The 18,066-nt window shown below is 52.5% G+C and carries 13 protein-coding genes; 2 read left to right on the forward strand and 11 right to left on the reverse strand.

Features of this window, described 5'->3' with window-relative positions; translation table 11 throughout:
• Window positions 1-29 precede the first annotated feature (29 nt).
• Together KK083_RS16300 and KK083_RS16305 are read left to right on the forward strand one after the other, a co-directional pair.
• A complete protein-coding gene (locus tag KK083_RS16300; RefSeq protein WP_254164622.1) occupies window positions 30-2,657 on the forward strand; it encodes a putative LPS assembly protein LptD in 2,628 nt (875 codons plus the stop codon).
• A gap of 350 nt (window positions 2,658-3,007) precedes the next feature.
• Window positions 3,008-3,922, forward strand: a complete 915-nt coding sequence (locus KK083_RS16305; RefSeq protein ID WP_254164624.1) for an aspartyl protease family protein — start codon at window positions 3,008-3,010, stop codon at window positions 3,920-3,922.
• Between the two features lie 183 nt (window positions 3,923-4,105).
• On the opposite strand, the gene KK083_RS16310 is transcribed toward KK083_RS16305, so the two are convergent.
• From KK083_RS16310 to nuoC, 11 genes are all read right to left on the reverse strand, one after another.
• Window positions 4,106-5,545 carry an NADH-quinone oxidoreductase subunit N gene (locus KK083_RS16310; RefSeq protein ID WP_254164626.1) on the reverse strand — a complete coding sequence of 480 codons (1,440 nt, stop codon included), beginning with the start codon at window positions 5,543-5,545 and terminating at the stop codon, window positions 4,106-4,108.
• Window positions 5,538-7,079, reverse strand: coding sequence for an NADH-quinone oxidoreductase subunit M (gene nuoM / locus KK083_RS16315; RefSeq protein ID WP_254164628.1), 1,542 nt, complete (start codon window positions 7,077-7,079; stop codon window positions 5,538-5,540). The genes KK083_RS16310 and nuoM overlap by 8 nt, the downstream gene beginning before the upstream one ends.
• A 113-nt stretch (window positions 7,080-7,192) precedes the next feature.
• Window positions 7,193-9,076, reverse strand: a complete 1,884-nt coding sequence (nuoL, locus tag KK083_RS16320; protein WP_254164630.1) for an NADH-quinone oxidoreductase subunit L — start codon at window positions 9,074-9,076, stop codon at window positions 7,193-7,195.
• 51 nt (window positions 9,077-9,127) lie between these two features.
• Window positions 9,128-9,436: an NADH-quinone oxidoreductase subunit NuoK gene (nuoK, locus tag KK083_RS16325; protein ID WP_254164632.1), complete on the reverse strand. Its 309-nt coding sequence runs from the start codon at window positions 9,434-9,436 to the stop codon at window positions 9,128-9,130.
• Window positions 9,433-9,960: an NADH-quinone oxidoreductase subunit J gene (gene nuoJ, locus KK083_RS16330; RefSeq protein WP_254164633.1), complete on the reverse strand. Its 528-nt coding sequence runs from the start codon at window positions 9,958-9,960 to the stop codon at window positions 9,433-9,435. Before nuoJ ends, nuoK begins: the two co-directional genes overlap by 4 nt.
• 1 nt (window position 9,961) lies before the next feature.
• Window positions 9,962-10,477, reverse strand: coding sequence for an NADH-quinone oxidoreductase subunit NuoI (gene nuoI / locus KK083_RS16335; RefSeq protein ID WP_254164635.1), 516 nt, complete (start codon window positions 10,475-10,477; stop codon window positions 9,962-9,964).
• Window positions 10,478-10,569: 92 nt separating this feature from the next.
• Complete coding sequence (gene nuoH / locus KK083_RS16340; protein ID WP_254164637.1) at window positions 10,570-11,535, reverse strand: NADH-quinone oxidoreductase subunit NuoH; 966 nt, start codon at window positions 11,533-11,535, stop codon at window positions 10,570-10,572.
• Between the two features lie 4 nt (window positions 11,536-11,539).
• On the reverse strand, window positions 11,540-14,227 hold the full coding sequence (nuoG, locus tag KK083_RS16345) for an NADH-quinone oxidoreductase subunit NuoG (protein ID WP_254164639.1): 2,688 nt from the start codon (window positions 14,225-14,227) through the stop codon (window positions 11,540-11,542).
• Window positions 14,228-14,298: 71 nt separating this feature from the next.
• Window positions 14,299-15,582, reverse strand: a complete 1,284-nt coding sequence (nuoF, locus tag KK083_RS16350) for an NADH-quinone oxidoreductase subunit NuoF (protein WP_254164641.1) — start codon at window positions 15,580-15,582, stop codon at window positions 14,299-14,301.
• 18 nt (window positions 15,583-15,600) lie between these two features.
• Entirely contained in the window at window positions 15,601-16,065 is a 465-nt protein-coding gene (gene nuoE / locus KK083_RS16355) for an NADH-quinone oxidoreductase subunit NuoE (RefSeq protein ID WP_254164643.1), read from the reverse strand.
• A 79-nt stretch (window positions 16,066-16,144) separates the two neighbouring features.
• Complete coding sequence (gene nuoC, locus KK083_RS16360; protein ID WP_254164645.1) at window positions 16,145-17,893, reverse strand: NADH-quinone oxidoreductase subunit C/D; 1,749 nt, start codon at window positions 17,891-17,893, stop codon at window positions 16,145-16,147.
• Window positions 17,894-18,066 lie beyond the last annotated feature (173 nt).

Consider the following 18,066-nt stretch of genomic DNA (forward strand, 5'->3'; position numbering starts at 1 on the left):
CCCGGCCGTTACCTATAAAAACGGATACGGTGGGCGTAAAGTCTGATTCCCTCCGCATTTCTGCGGATTCGCTCGTCAGCCCGTCGGATACGCTCCGGGCCAAGAACGACAGCATTCCACCCCGCAAAAGTGATATTGAAACAACCATCAACTATACTGCCAGAGATTCCATCCGGGCTACCTTTGATGGAAAACAGATCTGGCTCTTTGGGGAGGCCAAGATCAAATACGGCGAAATTGAGCTCGAGGCAGAAGAGATCGTGATCGATTACGCCAACAGCACGGTCACGGCGCAGGGAGTGCGCGATTCCCTCGGCAACCGCATCGGGTATCCGCTTTTCAAAAACGGCAGCGAGCTGTATGAAACGAAGGGCATCATTTACAACTTCAAGACCAAACGCGCCCGCATCATGGAAGTGGTCACGCAGCAGGGTGAAGCCATTATGCACAGCGGTGTGGCCTTTAAAAATGATCAGAACGAGATCTTCAGCGTCAGGAACCGGTATACAACCTGTAACCTGGAGCATCCGCACTACAGCATCCGCGCCACCAAGACCAAGGCCATTCCCAACGACAAGATCGTTGCGGGACCTTTCTACATGGAGTTCAATGATATTCCCCTGCCGGCCGGATTCCTGTTCGGCATGTTCCCCGCCCAACGCGAAAGCAAGTCGGGTATCATATTCCCTTCCTATGGCGAAGAGCGGAGGCGGGGCTTCAACCTGCGCAATGGCGGTTATTTCTTCGATATCAATGAATACGTGAAGCTGGCGGTGATGGGCGACATCTATTCCAAAGGAGGCCATGCCCTGTATGTCATCTCCAATTACATGAAGCGGTATGCCTACAACGGAAGCTTCAACTTCACCTATTCCAAGAACAGGATGGGAACCAACATCGAAGACACGGATGTGTCTAACGACTTCAGGCTCACTTGGAGCCACTCGCCACAATCGAAAGGCACAGGGCGTTTTGCCGCTTCGGTGAACGCAGCAACGTCGACATTTAATAAGAACAACAACATGATGTATGGCACCAGCAACGATTTTTCGTCGAGCTCGCTGAACAACATCAGTACGAAACTGAACTCGAACGTTTCTTATAACAAACGGTTTACAGGCACACCCTTTTCGGCAGGTGTGAATCTCAGCCACAGCCAGGACCTGCAAACAGGGCTCGTAGATATACCCGCGCCCAACCTGTCGGTGAACATGACCAACATCTATCCTTTTCAGCGGAAAGGAAAGACCAGCTCACTGGACAATGTTTCCATCGGCTACGCCATGACGGCCACCAACCGCATCACCAACAACCTGGGCAGGATGTCGCCCACGGCTACCAAAGACAGTATCGCGCCATTTACTTTCGACAACCTTCCGTTCTTTTTGGAGAATGCGAGAAAAGGGATCCGTCATTCCATGCCGTTGTCGTATTCATTCAAAATGCTGAAGCACTTCACCATGTCGCCGTCGGTGAACTATGAAGAGAAGTGGTATTTTGAAAGCCTTAACTGGGCGTATGATAAGGCCTCGAAATCAGCTGTTATTGTTGACACAAGCCGCACCTTCAACAGGATCGCCAACTATTCTTTCAGCACCGGTCTCACCACCCGGATCTATGGAATGTATTTCTTCAAGAACAAGCTGAGCAAAGTGAAGGCTATACGCCACATCATTAACCCCAGCGTTTCTTTTGGTTATACCCCTGATTTTACGAACGATAGCCGGTACTTCTTTAAGGAGACTCTAAAATTTAAAGGTACTGAAGTCGATTCTGCTGTTATACTGAAAGAAAGGCACCAGGGTTTTGTGTACGGAGCTTCCACGCAGGGAAGAGCGGGAGCCATCGGCTTCACCCTTGGTAACAACCTCGAGATGAAAGTGAAAGGTGCCAAAGATACCGTTGAGCGCAAGGTGATGCTGCTCAATAACTTTTCCATTGGTGGTAGCTACAACCTGATGGCAGAGGAATTCAAGCTGAGCACCATTTCGATCTCAGCCAATACCAATATCCTGAACAATATGCTCAACGTGAATCTCTCGGCAACACTCGATCCGTATCAGTACAGGATGGATTCGGTAGGTGTGACGGGTACAGGAGAGAATGAAGTTACAAAGTATACGGAGGTACGACATAATAGGTATGCCTGGAATACGGGCGGCGGTCTCGGAAGGATCACCAACGCAACGCTGGCCGTGAACACAAACCTCAACCCGAAGATGCGGAACAAAGAGGCTGCCACACGCGAAAAAGTAGCGCAGTCAAATATTCCTGAGAACGAGAAGCAGCACATCATTCAGAACCCGCATGCCTATATAGATTTTGACATTCCATGGAGCTTGAATATCGGCTACAACCTGAACTACGGGCATTCCGTCAATCAGAAGCCGAACATCACACAGACCCTGCAATTCTCCGGAGATATTTCCGTCTCGCAGAAGTGGAAGATCACTTACAACTCAGGTTACCATTTTGAGTCGAAGGAATTCACACAAACCAATCTAGGCATTTCACGCGAGCTCCATTGCTGGCAGATGAACCTGATGTGGGTGCCTTTCGGAAGATTCCAGTCATACAACTTCACCATCGCAGTGAAAGCTTCTGTGCTTCAGGACCTCAAGCTTGAACGCAGGAGACCGTTCCTGGATAACCTGTAAAAACAGTAGGCAGTAGGCAAAGGGCAGTTGACAAAGAACGGGCGTTGGCTTACAAGACTGAGCTGCGTTCAGAGGCCAATAAATGCGAAGCTCACCGGAATTCTTGTAACTCGTCCTTTGTCAACTGCCCCGATCGCCTGCGATCGGATTTGCCTACTGCCTACTATTAAATCACCCAAGTCGCGTGATGCTTTTCACTACTATTTTACCGATACATTTACCGAGTTTGGGTGTAACCCTGCGTTGGTGATCTGGCTTCGATGATTCGGCGTGGCTGAAAAATCCGCCTTTATGCGTGTTTAATTCCAAATATAAGGAGGGTAGCTTTTCATATCGAAAACTTCCCGACCATGAAATCCCTTCGCCCAATAATTCTTCAGGTTACGATCCTGGTATTTTTTTGCAATGTTACATTCTCTTCGCCCACCCGCTCAGGTTTTTACCTGCCCGACTCGGTAGAGGAGATGACGCTCCGGTACAAGGCCGTGAAAGGCCTGATCGTGCTGCCCGTGATCATCAACGACTCGATCAACCTCAACCTCATTCTGGACACAGGCTGCCGTAACCTCGTGTTGTTCGGCAAGCGTTTTCAGAAATTGCTGCAATTGAACCCTTCGCGCCAGATCCAGTTCTCCGGACTTGGATCCGGGAAACCCGTTCATGGCTTCCTGTCGCTGCAGAACAAAGTGTCTATCGAGCAGGTGCTGGGTGAAAGTATTCCCGTGGTGGTGGTGCCTGAAAGAAACGTGCTCGGCGTGTATGAGAACGTTCATGGCGTCATCGGCTACGACATCTTCCTGAAATTCGAGATCGAGCTCAATACACTGGCCAGGACCATCACCTTTCGCCCGGCCATGAAGGCAACGGCGCCGAGCGGCTATGTGCAGGTTCCTTTGCGCATCGTTGATTCCCGGCCCATCATGAGCTCGAACATCCTGGTAAGAGCCGAAAAAGACAAGTCCTACGACCTGATGATCGACACCGGGTCAACACTCGGGCTTTTGCTGAAGACCACCAACATGAAGGATTTTGATCACAGCACCGCGCAACGTGTGATCGGTCTCGGGTTCAACGGCCCGATCCATGGATACAGAACCACTGCCGATCGCCTGCAGTTAGAAGGTATGCACATGGAAGACCTGCCCACCGGCATCATCGAGTCGCCCTGGCATAACTATGCGTCTATTGGTATGGAGGTGCTGAAAGAGTATGTGCTGGTGTTGAATTATTGCAAATCATACGCTTGTTTTAGGAAACACACCTAAGTTTACAAATCGGTTGTGAATGGTTGCCAGTTGCCAGTTTCCGGTTCGATTGGGTTAGTTTAAAGTTTGAGGTTTCAAGTTTCAAGTTGTGAGCGGCTCAAGGTGTCTTGTTTTAGTAGCGACACAGTAGAAGGCACTCCTCTTTAAACCGGTAACTGGCGACCGGCAACCGGCAACTAAAGATCAGCTATTTACATAAGTCTTAATAACATCCATCATCCATTCGGGATAGACCCCTACCCACAGCAACAAGGCGACCAGCACAGCCATGGTAACACCGCTCACGATGTAGACGGAGGGGTGCAGCATGTCTGCGGGTTCTTCTTCACCTTCGTGGCGCTCGAACATTACGGCGATGATGCGGATGTAGTAGTACAGGCCGATGGCCGAGTTGAGCGCAAGCATAGACACCAGCAGCCATTGGTGATTATTCACACCTGCGGCAACAAGATAGAATTTGCCAACAAAGCCGGCGGTGAGCGGAATGCCTGCCAGTGAAAGAAGCATGGCCGAAAGAATGGCTGCTGTCAGGGGGCGTCTCCACAACAGGCCCTGATAATCTTCCATCTGTTCAGCGTCGCGGTCGCGGTCCGACAATGTAGCCAGGATCCCAAACGCGCCTACGGTAGTAATGAAATAGGCAACAAGGTAAAAGCTCACCGCCTCAATACCCATGGCACCACCCGCCAGGAAAGCCACCAGCAGATAACCGATGTGCGCGATCGAAGAATAAGCCAGGATGCGTTTTACATTGCGCTGGCGCAGGGCCAGAAGATTACCAACCAGCATGGAGGCGATGGCGATCACGGTAAAGATGACCACCAGCGAAGTATAACGATACCCATCCACGAGATTGAAGAACCGCACCAGCAGGGCCATCATACCTCCCTTTGAAACCGTGGCGATGAAAGCGGTGACCGGCGCGGGTGCTCCTTCGTAAACATCGGCAGCCCACATGTGAAAGGGTACGAGGCTGAGCTTGAACCCAACACCTACGATCATCATGCCGAAACCGGTGAGCAGCAGCAGTGGCATTTGTGGTGCGGTGGATAAAAACTTGGCGATGCCAGAAAATTCCATGGCGCCCGTAACCGCGTACACCAGCGCCATGCCGAAGAGGATGAACGCCGATGAAAAGGCCGCCATGATCAGGTACTTGATGCCGGCTTCGTCTGAACGTTCGCGCCTTCTGAGGTAGGCGATCATGGCGTACAGTGACACGCTGAGGATCTCGAGCCCGAGGAACAGGGACACAAAATGTTTGCTGATCACGAGTACGGCGGCGCCCAGGGTGGCGAGGATCAGCAGGATATAGTACTCCTCCTTGCGTTCTTCGCGCTGCTCGAAGTAAGCATACGAGATCATGGTCACCGCCAGCGCCGTTAATAAGATCAGGCCCATGTTGAAGACGCCGAAGCCGTCGAATATAAAAAGCGGCTCGATGACCCATTTTACTTTCGGATGATACATCACCAGGTAAAAGAAATCCGCTACGAACGACGCAGCCGTAATGATATAGATGAGCTTGTGGTTGCGCTTCACCGAGATGGAAAACATGATCAGGATCGCTGAGCTCGTGAGCATGAACAGCGGAATAACATTGAGGAAATCGGTCTTACTCATGGATGCCTCCTTTCGCGCTTAATATTGGTTTCTCTGTCGCTGGAGGTGAAGCATTGCGAACATGCGCCTGTTCCAGCACGCCGGTTAATGTTTGTTTGGCAGTGTCGATCACGGGTTGCGGAAATACACCCAGCCAGATGATGACAATGACCATGGGAAGGAAAATAAGTTTCTCACGTCGCGACAGATCAGTAAGACCATGAGTTTCTGCTATGCCGCCGTAAAAGATCTTTTGCATGATGCGCAGTGAGTAGGCCGTGGCACCCACCAGTCCGATGGCAGCCAGCACTGTAAGCACGCGGCTTGCATGCCATGACCCGATCAGTGTAAGGAACTCCGCTACGAAGTTTCCGAGTCCCGGCAATCCCAACGATGCCATGGCAAAGATGAGCGCGATCACCGCCATGTAAGGCATCTTTGCCCAAAACCCGCCCATCCTTAATATGTCGCGCGTGTGGATCCTTTCGTAGAGTGTGCCTGCCAGGATGAACAATGCGCCGGTGCTGACGCCGTGTGTGATCATCTGCATCACCACACCCTGCCACGCCAGTGCGTTGAAAGCAAAAACGCCCAGCATCACAAAGCCCATGTGACTCACGCTGGTGTAAGCCACGAGGCGTTTGAAATCAGTTTGAGAGAAGGCGAGCACGGCGCCATATAAAATGCCGATCACACCAAACAGCATGGCCCAGGGTGCGATCTCTGCTGCCGAATGCGGAAACAGTGGTACTACAAACCTGATGAGACCATAAGCGCCCGTCTTCAGCAGCAGTCCTGCCAGGATCAGGCTGCCCGCGGTAGGAGCCTGTGAGTGTGCGTCGGGCAACCACGTGTGAAAAGGCACCACAGGAAGTTTTACAATGAAGGCCGCCAGGAAACCCAGCATGAGTAAACGTGATGCTTCGAGTGTGAGCGCTGTACCCAGCAGATCAAAGTAGCTGAAGGTATAGTTGCCGGTATTGCTGCCATGGATGAAGTATAATCCCAGGATCGCCAGCAGCATGAGCAACCCGCTGGCCTGTGTGAAAATGAAAAATTTGTAAGCTGCGTAGGTCTTGTTCTCATGACCCCAAATGCCGATGAGGAAATACATGGGGATGAGCATTACTTCCCAGAAGAAGTAAAACAGGAAAAGATCCATCGTGAGAAACACACCGGTGATGCCGGCCAAAACCCACAGCAGGTTGAAATAATAAAATCCACAGCGGTATTGGATCTCGTTCCAGGAAGTGAGCACGGCGAGCAATCCCAGAAAGAAGGTGAGTAACAGCAGCAGCAGGCTGAGGCCGTCAAGCGCCAGGTTAAAACTTACGCCGAAGCTGGGGATCCATTGCGCCGTAAAAGTGCTGATCCACGACGAGCCTGCAACCGTGACCTGACCTGGAGACTGGATCCATAACACCGTTGCCAGTACAAAGTTGATCAGCGTTGCTGCCAGCGAGACCCACCGTGAGAGTCCTGCCTGCCACTGCTCCGCGATCCAGGCGAGAATGCCACCGCCCATCAGGATTATGATAAACCAAATTAAGATCATTCGTTCATGAATTAGATAACTGTTATTGCGTAATCAGTATTCGGTAATCGGTATTCGGTGATCAGTGATTGGGGCAATGACCGATTACTGATTACCACTTACCGATTACCATTTTAAGTAAGGATAAGCCCGATCGATAAAACGAAGATCGCGCCGATCACAATGCCCATGATATACCATCGCATCACGCCGTTTTGGGTCTGCGCAAATACGTTGTGAACGCGGTTGAGACCGGATACAATACCTTCATAAATTCTGTCCACTGCGTCATCTTTATTCCGGGTGGATAAATAGACGAACGGTTTTACGAATAGGGTATCATACAGTGCATCGAAGCCCCAGCCGGAGAACCAGAACCGGTTCGTCACGATCATCGAGCTTTTGAGCTCCCGGCGGAGGTCGGGACGTTTCATGTAAAAGTAGTACGCTACATAAATACCCGCCAGGCAGAGCGTTGCGGCAGTGAGCTGGATGATCCATTCTCCACTTTCAGCACCTGGCCTCATCTCAACAGCCGGAAGCACCGGTTTCACAAAACCTGAGAACAGCTCCACATGGCCAAGCGTATGCGGTAGTTCGATAAAGCCGCCGACCAACGAAAGCACTGCCAGCACGATCAGCGGAATGGTGATCAGCTTGCCGGCGTGATGCCCGACATGCGTTTTCTCTTCGCCAAAAAAAGTAAGGAACACCATGCGGAAGGTGTAGATAGATGTGACGAACGCGCCGATCAGCGCCGCCAGGAAGAACCAGAGATTTCCTTTTTCACCGGCCCATGCCAGCCACAGGATCTGGTCTTTGCTGTAGAACCCTGCGGTGACAAATGGAAGTGCGGCCAGCGATGCCGATCCGATCAGGAAAGTCCAGTAGATCACCGGGAGCCTGTTCTTCAATCCGCCCATTTTAAACATATCGTGCTCGTGATGCAGCACCAGGATCACCGCGCCGGCCCCGAGGAAGAGCAAAGCTTTGAAGAACGCGTGGATCATAAAATGGAAGATGGCCGATGACCACGCGCCTACGCCCAGCGCCAGGAACATGTACCCGATCTGGCTGATGGTAGAGTATGCCAGCACCCGTTTCAGGTCGAATTGCGTGAGGGCGCTGAAGCCGGCGATGAGCAGCGTAACGGCCCCGATGATACCGACCCACTGCTGGGCTACGGGCGCCAGCTCGAAGATCACATGTGTGCGGGCGATCAGGTAAACACCTGCTGTCACCATGGTGGCAGCGTGGATCAACGCGCTTACGGGCGAAGGACCGGCCATGGCATCAGGAAGCCACGTCTGCAACGGAAGCTGGGCCGACTTGCCCACCGCCCCACCGAGCAGCAGAAGCGCGATGGCGGTTGCTGTTTCAGAACCTATGGTCCAGGTCTGCGGCGCCTGCGTGAGGATGTTCTGGATGTTCAGCGTGCCGAAATGCTGGAAGAGCATGAAAAGGCCAATAGCCATGGCGGTGTCTCCCACGCGGGTGATGATGAAAGCCTTGCGCGCGGCATAACCGTTCTTTTCTTCCTGGTACCAGAAACCTATCAGGAGGTAGCTGCACAATCCTACGCCCTCCCAGCCAAGGTACATCAGCACAAGGTTGTCTGCCAGCACCAGAATGAGCATGGAGCACACGAAGAGATTGAGGTATGCAAAGAAGCGGGAGAAGCCCTCATCGTCATGCATGAATTCGATGGAATAGAGATGGATGAGGAATCCCACGAAAGTGATCACAAAAATAAACACCATCGACAGCGCGTCGAGGTGAAAGGCGAAGGTAGGTTTGAAGCCGTCAACGTTGATCCACGTCCACAACGTCTGGTGAAACGTATGCGCAGGATCAGCGATAAAGCCGAAGCCGATGATGAGGGTGATCAATGCGGCCAGCCCCACGCTGCCGGCACCTACCAGGGCTGACAGGTTGCGTGAGAGCTTCCCGGCCGTGACGATGAGGATGACGGCCCCTGCTAAAGGCAACGCGGGAATAAGCCATAACAATGCTTCCATAGATTATCTTTTAAAGGATGACATCCTTTTGAAGGATGTCATCCTTGGTTGTTATCCCTTCATTTTGTTTGCAGCATCACCGTCAAGTGTTTTCAGCTGGTGGTAAAGCTGCAGGATCAGGGCAAGCCCCACCGAAACTTCAGCGGCAGCCATGGTCAGGATGAAAATGAACATTACCTGGCCATCGGGTTGTGCCCACCTGGCGCCGGCCACGATAAAGGCGAGCCCGGCAGCGTTGAGCATGATCTCCACGGAGATCAGCATAAAAATGATGTTTCGCCTGATCATCACGCTGATGAGGCCTAACATAAAGAGGATCCCTGCCAGGATTAGTCCTGCTTCTACAGATATCGTGTTCATTCTTCTATCTTTTCTAGGAACCTGTGTACGATCTTTTTCTTTTGCCTGCCCAGGTGATAAGCGCCCACAATGCCTGACATCAGCAGGATGCCGCACAGCTCAACACCGATCACGTAAGGGCCATAGAGTGAAACACCCACTGCGGTAGCATCGATCACGGGCTGATTGACGCTTGTTGTTTCGCCCGAAGTAATGATATAGACGATCTCCGCCAGCAAGACCACAGACAAGAGTGCGGGACCGACGTAGACCTCTTTTGTAAGCCACGTTTTCTCCTGCGTGACAGTCTCTTCGCGCAGGTTGAGCATCATGATCACAAAGATGATGAGCACCACAATGGCGCCTGCGTAAATGATTATTTCAAGCGCTGCTATAAAGGGCGCACCCAGAACAAAGATCACCACGGCAATGGCCAAAAAGGAAACGATCAGGTACAGGAGCGCGTGCACCATGTTGTAGCGCGTGATCACCATGATCGTTGCCAGCACGGCTACTGCCGAAGCGATGTAGAACGTAGCTTCCATATCAGGGTAATAAACTTTTTACATCCACCGGAGGGCTTTCGTGCTCCGCTTCCCCTTTGTCTTTTCCACCAATGGCCAGTCCCGCCACTTTATAATAATTGTAGCCGGGATATTTTCCCTGCCCGTCTATGAGCAGGTCTTTCTTCTCATACACGAGATTCTGCCGATTATATTCGCCCATTTCGAAATCCGGTATCAGCTGGATTGCATACGTGGGACACGCTTCTTCACAATAGCCACAGAAAATGCAACGCGAAAAATTGATGCGGAAGAACTCGGGATATCTTCTTCCGTGTTCGTCTTCGGTTGCCTGGAGCGAGATGCAGTCCACAGGACAGGCTGCTGCGCACAGGTAACAACCCACGCAACGCTCTCCCATATCCGGATCACGGGTGAGCACGATCCGTCCTCGCCAACGCGTGGTGAGCTTCACTTTCTCTTCGGGATACTGGATGGTCTCACGTTTGTGGAACATGTGCAGGAACGTGAGCCACATGCTTTGAATAATACTGAACATATTTGTTTCTGTTATGTCCATGGTCAATAGTCTATTGTCCATGGCCGTGACTGCGTTTATTGCCTGTACTGCCATGGACCATGGACCATCGACTATGGACTGTTTTCATTGAACAATACAATAGCCGCGGTGATCATCAGGTTAATGATGGTGACCGGCAGCAGGATCTTCCAGCCGAAATCCATCAGCTGATCGTACCGCGGCCGCGGCAGTGAAGCGCGGAGCAGTATGAACAGGATGATGAATACGAATGTCTTGAGAATGAACCACACCACTGGCGGCAAAAAAGCGGGGCCGAGCCATCCGCCAAAGTACAGACACACCGTGATGCTGGAGATCAGGATGATGCCGATGTACTCACCGACGAAGAACATTCCGAACTTCATACCCGAATATTCGGAGTGAAAACCTGCGATGATCTCACTTTCCGATTCCGGAATATCGAATGGGAGCCGGTGCGTTTCGGCGATGCCCGCGATGAGGAACGTTACAAAACCTACAAACTGCGGAACAACGAACCACAGATCCTGTTGGGCGTTCACAATGGTCTGCAGGCTGAATGATCCGGTCAGCAGCACAACGCCCATCATGGAAAGGCCCATGAATACTTCGTACGAGATCATCTGCGCGGCACCACGCATGGCACCCAGCAGCGCATATTTGTTGTTCGATGCCCAACCTCCGAGAATAATGCTGTAAGCGCCCATAGACGATGTGGCCAGGAAGAAGAGGATGCCGATGTTGAGGTCAGACACAATGAAGCCCGGCGCAAAAGGGATCACCACAAAACCGAGCAGGGCCGTGATCACAACAATCGCCGGCGCAACGATGAACACTTTCTTATCGGCAAAAGGAGGAGTCCAGTCCTCCTTGAAGAAAAGTTTGAGTGTGTCTGCCAGGACTACGAGCACTCCGAACGGACCGGCCCTGTTCGGACCATAGCGATCCTGCCACAGCGCGAGAAGCCTGCGTTCGAGCCAGATCAATCCCGGTGCTACAAGCATGACACCACCGAGAACACCGGCCACGATCAGCATTGGATGTATAGGCGCTTCCATAAATTCATTTTTTAAATATTGCCCACGCGGGAAGGTCAACGAACGGTAATCCCGGCAATCCATAAGGCAATCCTGCAACACCTCTTGGTATCGACGTACTGATGGTAACCGGTAAACGGTAAGGCTGGCCTTCGATCTCGAATTCGAAGTTCTGTCCTTCGGCGAGCTTGAGCTGTACTGCGTCGTCGACATTGATCATCACGTAATGCCCGGGTGCTCTTTTTGCGATGGCATCACCGCGCACACTTAATTCCTCCGATCCGAAGATGTGATGCAACGGCACGGTCCAGAGGTGATCTTTCATCGGCGTGAAGATCTCGGGGATCTGTGTGAAATAGGGCGCGCGACCGTTGAGGTGAGGCTCGATCAATCGCAGGCCCGGATCACCACCGCGCAAAGAGGCTCCTACCTCGTCCTGGTACTTGTTGACAGACTGAACTGAATTCCAGCCCGGTGACCAGAAGAAGGGTATCACCGACGATGGCGGCAGTCCTCTGAAACCTTCCATGGTGTACGACAGGGGAGAGTCGGGATCGACAGGAGGTTTGGGCTCGCTCACGCTGATGTTGGCAAGCATGGCGGTGCGGCCACTGTAGCGATGCGGCTCGCGTGGTATTTTTTGTCCGGCAACCCTGTACGCTGCACTGGGTGTTACCCTTTCAACACCTGCCAGCAGCTTCTCTTCTTTTGCAATGGCTTCCGTCAGGTCTTCAAAATTTTTCCAGGCGGTGATCTTCTGGTTCCCGGTCAGCGCTGCCAGCTGAAGGATCCATCGCCAGCTTTCCTGCACCGCGTCTGTAGCTTCAAACACCTGGAAGAACCGTTGCGCACGCCCTTCGTTGTTTACCAGCGTGCCGTCGGATTCCGCGAAGGTTCCGGCGGGCATCACCATATGGGCTTTCTCGATCGTAGCGTGTACGATGTGATCGAATACGATAACCTTCTTGCATTTCATTAAGAACTCGTTCACGACGCTGGCCTTACCATGGCGATAAAGGTCATTCTCCATGATGATCACGGTATCACAGTGTCCGTTCAGCACACAGTCGAAAGCAGAGTTGAGGCGGTGGCCGCCCATCATGGCGAGGCCCAGTGAATTGCATTCGGGCAGCGTGAGCACGATGCCCGCCTGGGCTGTTTTTTTCTGCAGTGCCCAGGCAATGTTCGCGGCAGCTTTGATCACCGACTGACTTTCGCACGATGCGCCTGAAATGATCACAGGGCGCTCTGCTTCGGAAAGGGCTTTGGCGATCTCACCGGCAAGCTGTTGTATTTCTTTCGGCAGGTTTTTAACAGGGGGAACGGTTGGATCGAGCAGGTTGGCAACGGCGAATCCAAGCCGGGCTACCTCATCGGGTGCCGCGCGATAGGTTTGCGTGGCGATATCGTCGAGCTTGGTTGTATTGACGGTAGCGATGAAGAGCGGGCCTTTGCTGTCCTGCATCAGCTCACGCGCGGCAGCATCATGCCAGGCAGGAATGTGTGCATTTGTTACCTGTTTCATCGGTTGCTGCTTCACCGACTGCCGTACGGCCAGCCCCAGCATGGGAGCCGTGTTGATAAGGTCTTCTCCAAGAATGAAGACGGCATCTGCTTTCTCCACTTCGTGCAACGATGGCGTACGTGCGGGACCTTCCTTCAGCACTTTGATGACAAGCTCGGCCAGGTCGTGCTCGTTGTCTGAAACCCCGTGATAGAAATGATCTTCACCTACCAGTTTCTTCAACGCAAAGTTCGACTGCAATGAGGCGCGGGGAGAACCAACGCCGATCACCTTACCATCTTTAACGGCCTGCGCAACCTCGTGGAGGATGGCGGTACGGTCTACCGGCTTCCGCCCGATGAAGGGTTGACGGATGCGGTCTTCAGAGTTGGTGAACTCATAACCGAACCTGCCGCGGTCGCAGAGGAAATATCCATTAACTTCTCCGTTGTAACGGTTGCTGATCAATCTCAGCTCGCCGTAACGTTCTCCGGCAATGGTGTTGCAACCCAGGCTGCAGTGCTGGCACACCGAAGGGGCCATGGTAAGATCCCACTTGCGGGTGTAATGTTGTTTCAGAGTTTTATCGGTGAATACACCTGTGGGGCATATTTCGGCAAGATTGCCGCTGAACTCACTTTCAAGTGGACCATCTTCTGCGCGTCCAAAATAAACGTTGTTTTTGGAGGCGAAAGCTTCGAGGTCGTGACCGCCGGCATAATCGCGATAGTAGCGTACGCAACGGTAACACTGGATACACCGGTTCATTTCGTGATTGAGGAACGGCCCGAGGTCCTGGTTGCGGTAAGTGCGTTTGTCGTAACGGAATCGCCGGTAGGCATGGCCTGTCATTACGGTCATATCCTGCAGGTGGCAAGAGCCGCCTTCGTCACAGACCGCGCAGTCGTGCGGATGGTTAGTCATCAGCCATTCGATCACGTTGGCCCTGAACTCGCTTGCCTCCGGGTCGGCTACGGAGATCCGTTGTTTGTCATTCACCGGCTCCATACACGACATGATGAGACGGCCTTTTTTATCGTCCTCATCCTTATACACTTTTACAGCACACTGTCTGCAGGCGCCCACCGAACCAAGGGCAGGATGCCAGCAGAAGTAGGGGAGATCGAAGCCGAGCGAAAGACAGGTCTCGAGCAGGTTCTTGCCTGATTTTACTTCGTAAGGTTTGTTATCGATGTATATGGTAGGCATGGGATCGTTTCAAGTTTCAGGTTTGAAGTTTAAAGTTTCAAGTTACCTGGTCACCGATTACCGTTTACTGATTACCGATGACCGTTTTCCTTCCACGGACATCGGTGATCGTGCACGTGTTGTTCAAAGTCTTTCCGGAAATATTTCAGCGCGCTTTGCAAGGGTTCCATCGCGCCGGGAGCAAGCGCACAGAAAGTGTTTCCAGGCCCCAGGTACTTCGTATGAAAGTCGAGAAGCTTCAGGTCTTCTTCTCTTCCTTCGCCGAGATCGAGCGATGCCAGGATCTTGTCTACCCATGGCAATCCTTCGCGGCAGGGTGTACAGAAGCCGCATGACTCCTGGGCGAAGAAGTGTTCCATGTTTTGTACAAATCCCACGGGGCAGGTCTTGTCGTCGAGTATGATCAGTGTTCCCGTGCCAAGCCGGCTTCCGGCCTGGGCTACGTGTGTGTAATCCATTTTTACATCGAGGTGCTCTTCCACCAGGAAGTCCGTTGATGCTCCACCGGGCAGGGCGCCGCGGAATTTCACACCATCCTGCATGCCGCCGGCGTACTCTTCGATGAGCTCACGCATGGTCACTCCCAGGGGCAGCTCCCATGCGCCAGGTTTTTTTACTTTGCCGCTCACGCCATAGATCTTGGTGCCGGTGTCAGTTGTGCGACTCAGCGTGCGGAACCAGTCGGAGCCCTTGTTCACGATGTGCGGAATATTGCAGAGGGTTTCCACGTTATTCACAATGGTAGGCTTGCCAAACAAACCGCTGATCTGTGGAAAAGGTGGCTTGGCCCTGGGTGTTGCACGTTTGCCTTCCAGCGAGTTGAGCAACGCCGTTTCTTCACCACACATATAGCGGCCAACGCCCGTGTGCAGGTGCATTTCGAGGTTGTACCCCGAGCCCAAAATATTTTTGCCGAGATATCCTGCTTCGTATGCTTCGCGCAGTGCCTGGGTAATGGCCTGTGCTGCCGTCTTATAAGCCCAGCGCAGAAAGACGAAGGAGTGGTCTGCCTGGATCGCGTACGCAGACAGGATCATACCTTCGATGAGCTGGTGAGGTGTGCTCTCCAGCAGGATCCGGTCTTTGAATGTTCCGGGTTCCATTTCGTCTGCATTGGCGATGAGATATTTTGGTCCCGGCACATCCATGGGCACAAAGCTCCACTTGAGTCCGGTGGCAAACCCGGCGCCGCCTCTTCCGCGCAGGTTCGATTCTTTCACAAGGTCCTGAACGGCTTTCGGCGACATGCCCTTCATCACCTTACGCAGCGCTTCGTATCCGCCAACCTTTTCGTATTCTTTCAGGTCAAGGGGTCGCTTGTCGTCGCGGATGTGGTGTGTCAGTGGCTTCTCCATGTTCAGGCACTTTTGGTGTTACGAATATTTTTTCAGGATGTCGTCAAGCTGGTCGATCCTTACATTTTTATAGAGGTCGTCGTCGATCATCATGGCAGGTGCCGTGTCGCAAGTACCGAGGCAGCAGTTGGGCAACAGCGTGAACCGGTCGTCAGGTGTTGTTTGCCCGTATTTGATGCCCAGCTTTTGTATGAGCTGATCGCGGAGCTTGTCGTACCCCATCACCCAGCAGCTCACGCTGTCGCATACCAGGATGATGTGCCGGCCCACCGGTTTGCGGAACAGCATGTTGTAGAAGGTGGCCACGGAGTCAAGCTCTTCAGCCGTCATCTTCATGTACTCGGCCACATCTTTCAAGCTCTCGTCTGAGATCCACCGGCGATGTGCCTGCACAACTTTCAAGGCTTCGATGCACGCGGCCTTTTTCACCGGCACCACCTTGATCGCTTCTTCGATCTCGTGTATTTCGGCAGTTGATAACATAATATTTAAGTACGAGGTACGATTTTCCGTTCATTCATCCCTCAAAGGGTTCTGAACCCTTTGAGGGTTAAGCGTTAATCTATCGATCAATATCCGCCAATACATAGTCCATTGCACCCAGGATGCTGAGCAGGTCGGCTACGGTATAGCCGCGGCTGATGTAGGGAATCATCTGCATGTGTGCGAACGATGGCGTACGCACCCGAACGCGATAGGGCGATGTGTTACCATCACTGATCGCGTAATAACTGTTTGCTCCTTTGGTTGCTTCGATGCAGCTCATGGCTTCGCCGGGCGGGATCACCGGCCCCCAGCTCACATTCAGGAAGTGTGTGATCAGCGTTTCGATGTCTTTCATCGTATGCTTTTTGATCGGCGGGGTGGTGAGCGGGTGGTCAGCCTTGTAGGCACCTTCAGGCATATTCTTCAGGCACTGCTCGATGATGCGCAGGCTCTGTCTCATTTCAGCTACCCTTACCAGGGCACGGTCGTAACAATCACCGTTCATGGCGATGGGCACTTCAAAATCGAACTGCTCATAACCGGAGTAAGGTTGTTTTTTGCGGAAGTCCCACTCCAGTCCACACGCCCTGAGGTTGGCACCGGTTGCGCCCCATTCGATGGCTTCGTCGAGGGTGAAGATGCCGATGCCAACAGTACGGGCCTTGAAGAGGCTGTTGGCCATCACGAGCTTGTCATATTCGCGGAGCTTTTTCGGGAAGTAGTCGAGAAATTTTTTCACCAGCGTTTCCCAACCTTTGGGAAGGTCCTGTGCAACACCGCCGATGCGGAACCAGTTGGGATGCATGCGTCCGCCACAAACTGCTTCCACCACATCGAAGATCTTCTCACGATCGGTGAACATGTAGAAGACGGGGGAGAGCTGTCCTACGTCCTGCGAGAAGGTGCCATACCATACCAGGTGGCTGGCGATCCTGAAGAACTCACACATCATGATGCGGATCATCTGCGCGCGTGCAGGTACCTGAATGCCGGCAAGTTTTTCGACCGCCAGCAAGTAAGCGAGGTTATTGTTCACGCCGCCCAGGTAATCGATACGGTCGGTGTAAGGAATGTAGGTATGCCACGATTGGCGCTCGGCCATTTTTTCTGCACCACGATGATGGAAGCCGATGTCTGGAACAAGGTCGACAATATCTTCGCCATCCAGTTGCAGAATGAGTCTGAGTACGCCGTGCGTGCCGGGGTGCTGCGGGCCGATGTTGAGGAACATAAAATCCGAATCCTGGCTTTGGCGTTCCATGCCCCAGTCTTCGGGTTTGAATTGCAGCGCCGATTGTTCGCGGTCCTGCTTCTCGTCATACAACCTGAAAGGTCCCATTTCCGTTGCCCGGGCAGGATGCTCTTTGCGAAGGGGATGTCCTTCCCACGTCAGTGGCATGAGGATACGCCTGAGGTTGGGGTGGCCTTCGAACCGAATGCCGAACATATCATACACTTCCCTTTCGTACCAGCTGGCGTTGGCCCACAAAGAAGTGATGCTGGGCACAGTGGGGTAATCGCCCTTGAGCGATGCCTTCAGGCGCAGGAAGCTGTTGCGTTCAAAAGAAAAGAGGTGGTAAACAATGGTGAACTGCGAGGAGGGGTAGCCGTTGTTCTTGCTGCGGCTGCGTTCATCAATGGCGGTGATATCGTACAAGAGGGGATATGGCCGCGAAATTTCTGATTTGAGATATGTGAACACCGCTCTCAAACGGTCCAACGGAAGCCAACAGGTGGGGATCCCATCTTTGGCCGGTTGTTCAGTGAAGACACCTTCACCGAATTTCAACCGCAGTTGTTCCATCGGATTGAATATTTTGTCCATGGTAAAACTAAACACACCCGTGTTCAGTGTTTAATGTTCAACGTCCTGTCTACTGCATCATCAAATCGGTTTTATTAAGTGGGGTTGGTTTTTTTGTTCCCGCAGATCACGCGGATTAACGCTGATTTTTTGGTGCGTTGATCTGCGGCCATCTGCGAAATCTGCGGGATACT

Origin of the sequence: Chryseosolibacter histidinae, assembly GCF_018598225.1 — a bacterium.
Lineage (GTDB): Bacteria > Bacteroidota > Bacteroidia > Cytophagales > Cyclobacteriaceae > Chryseosolibacter > Chryseosolibacter histidini.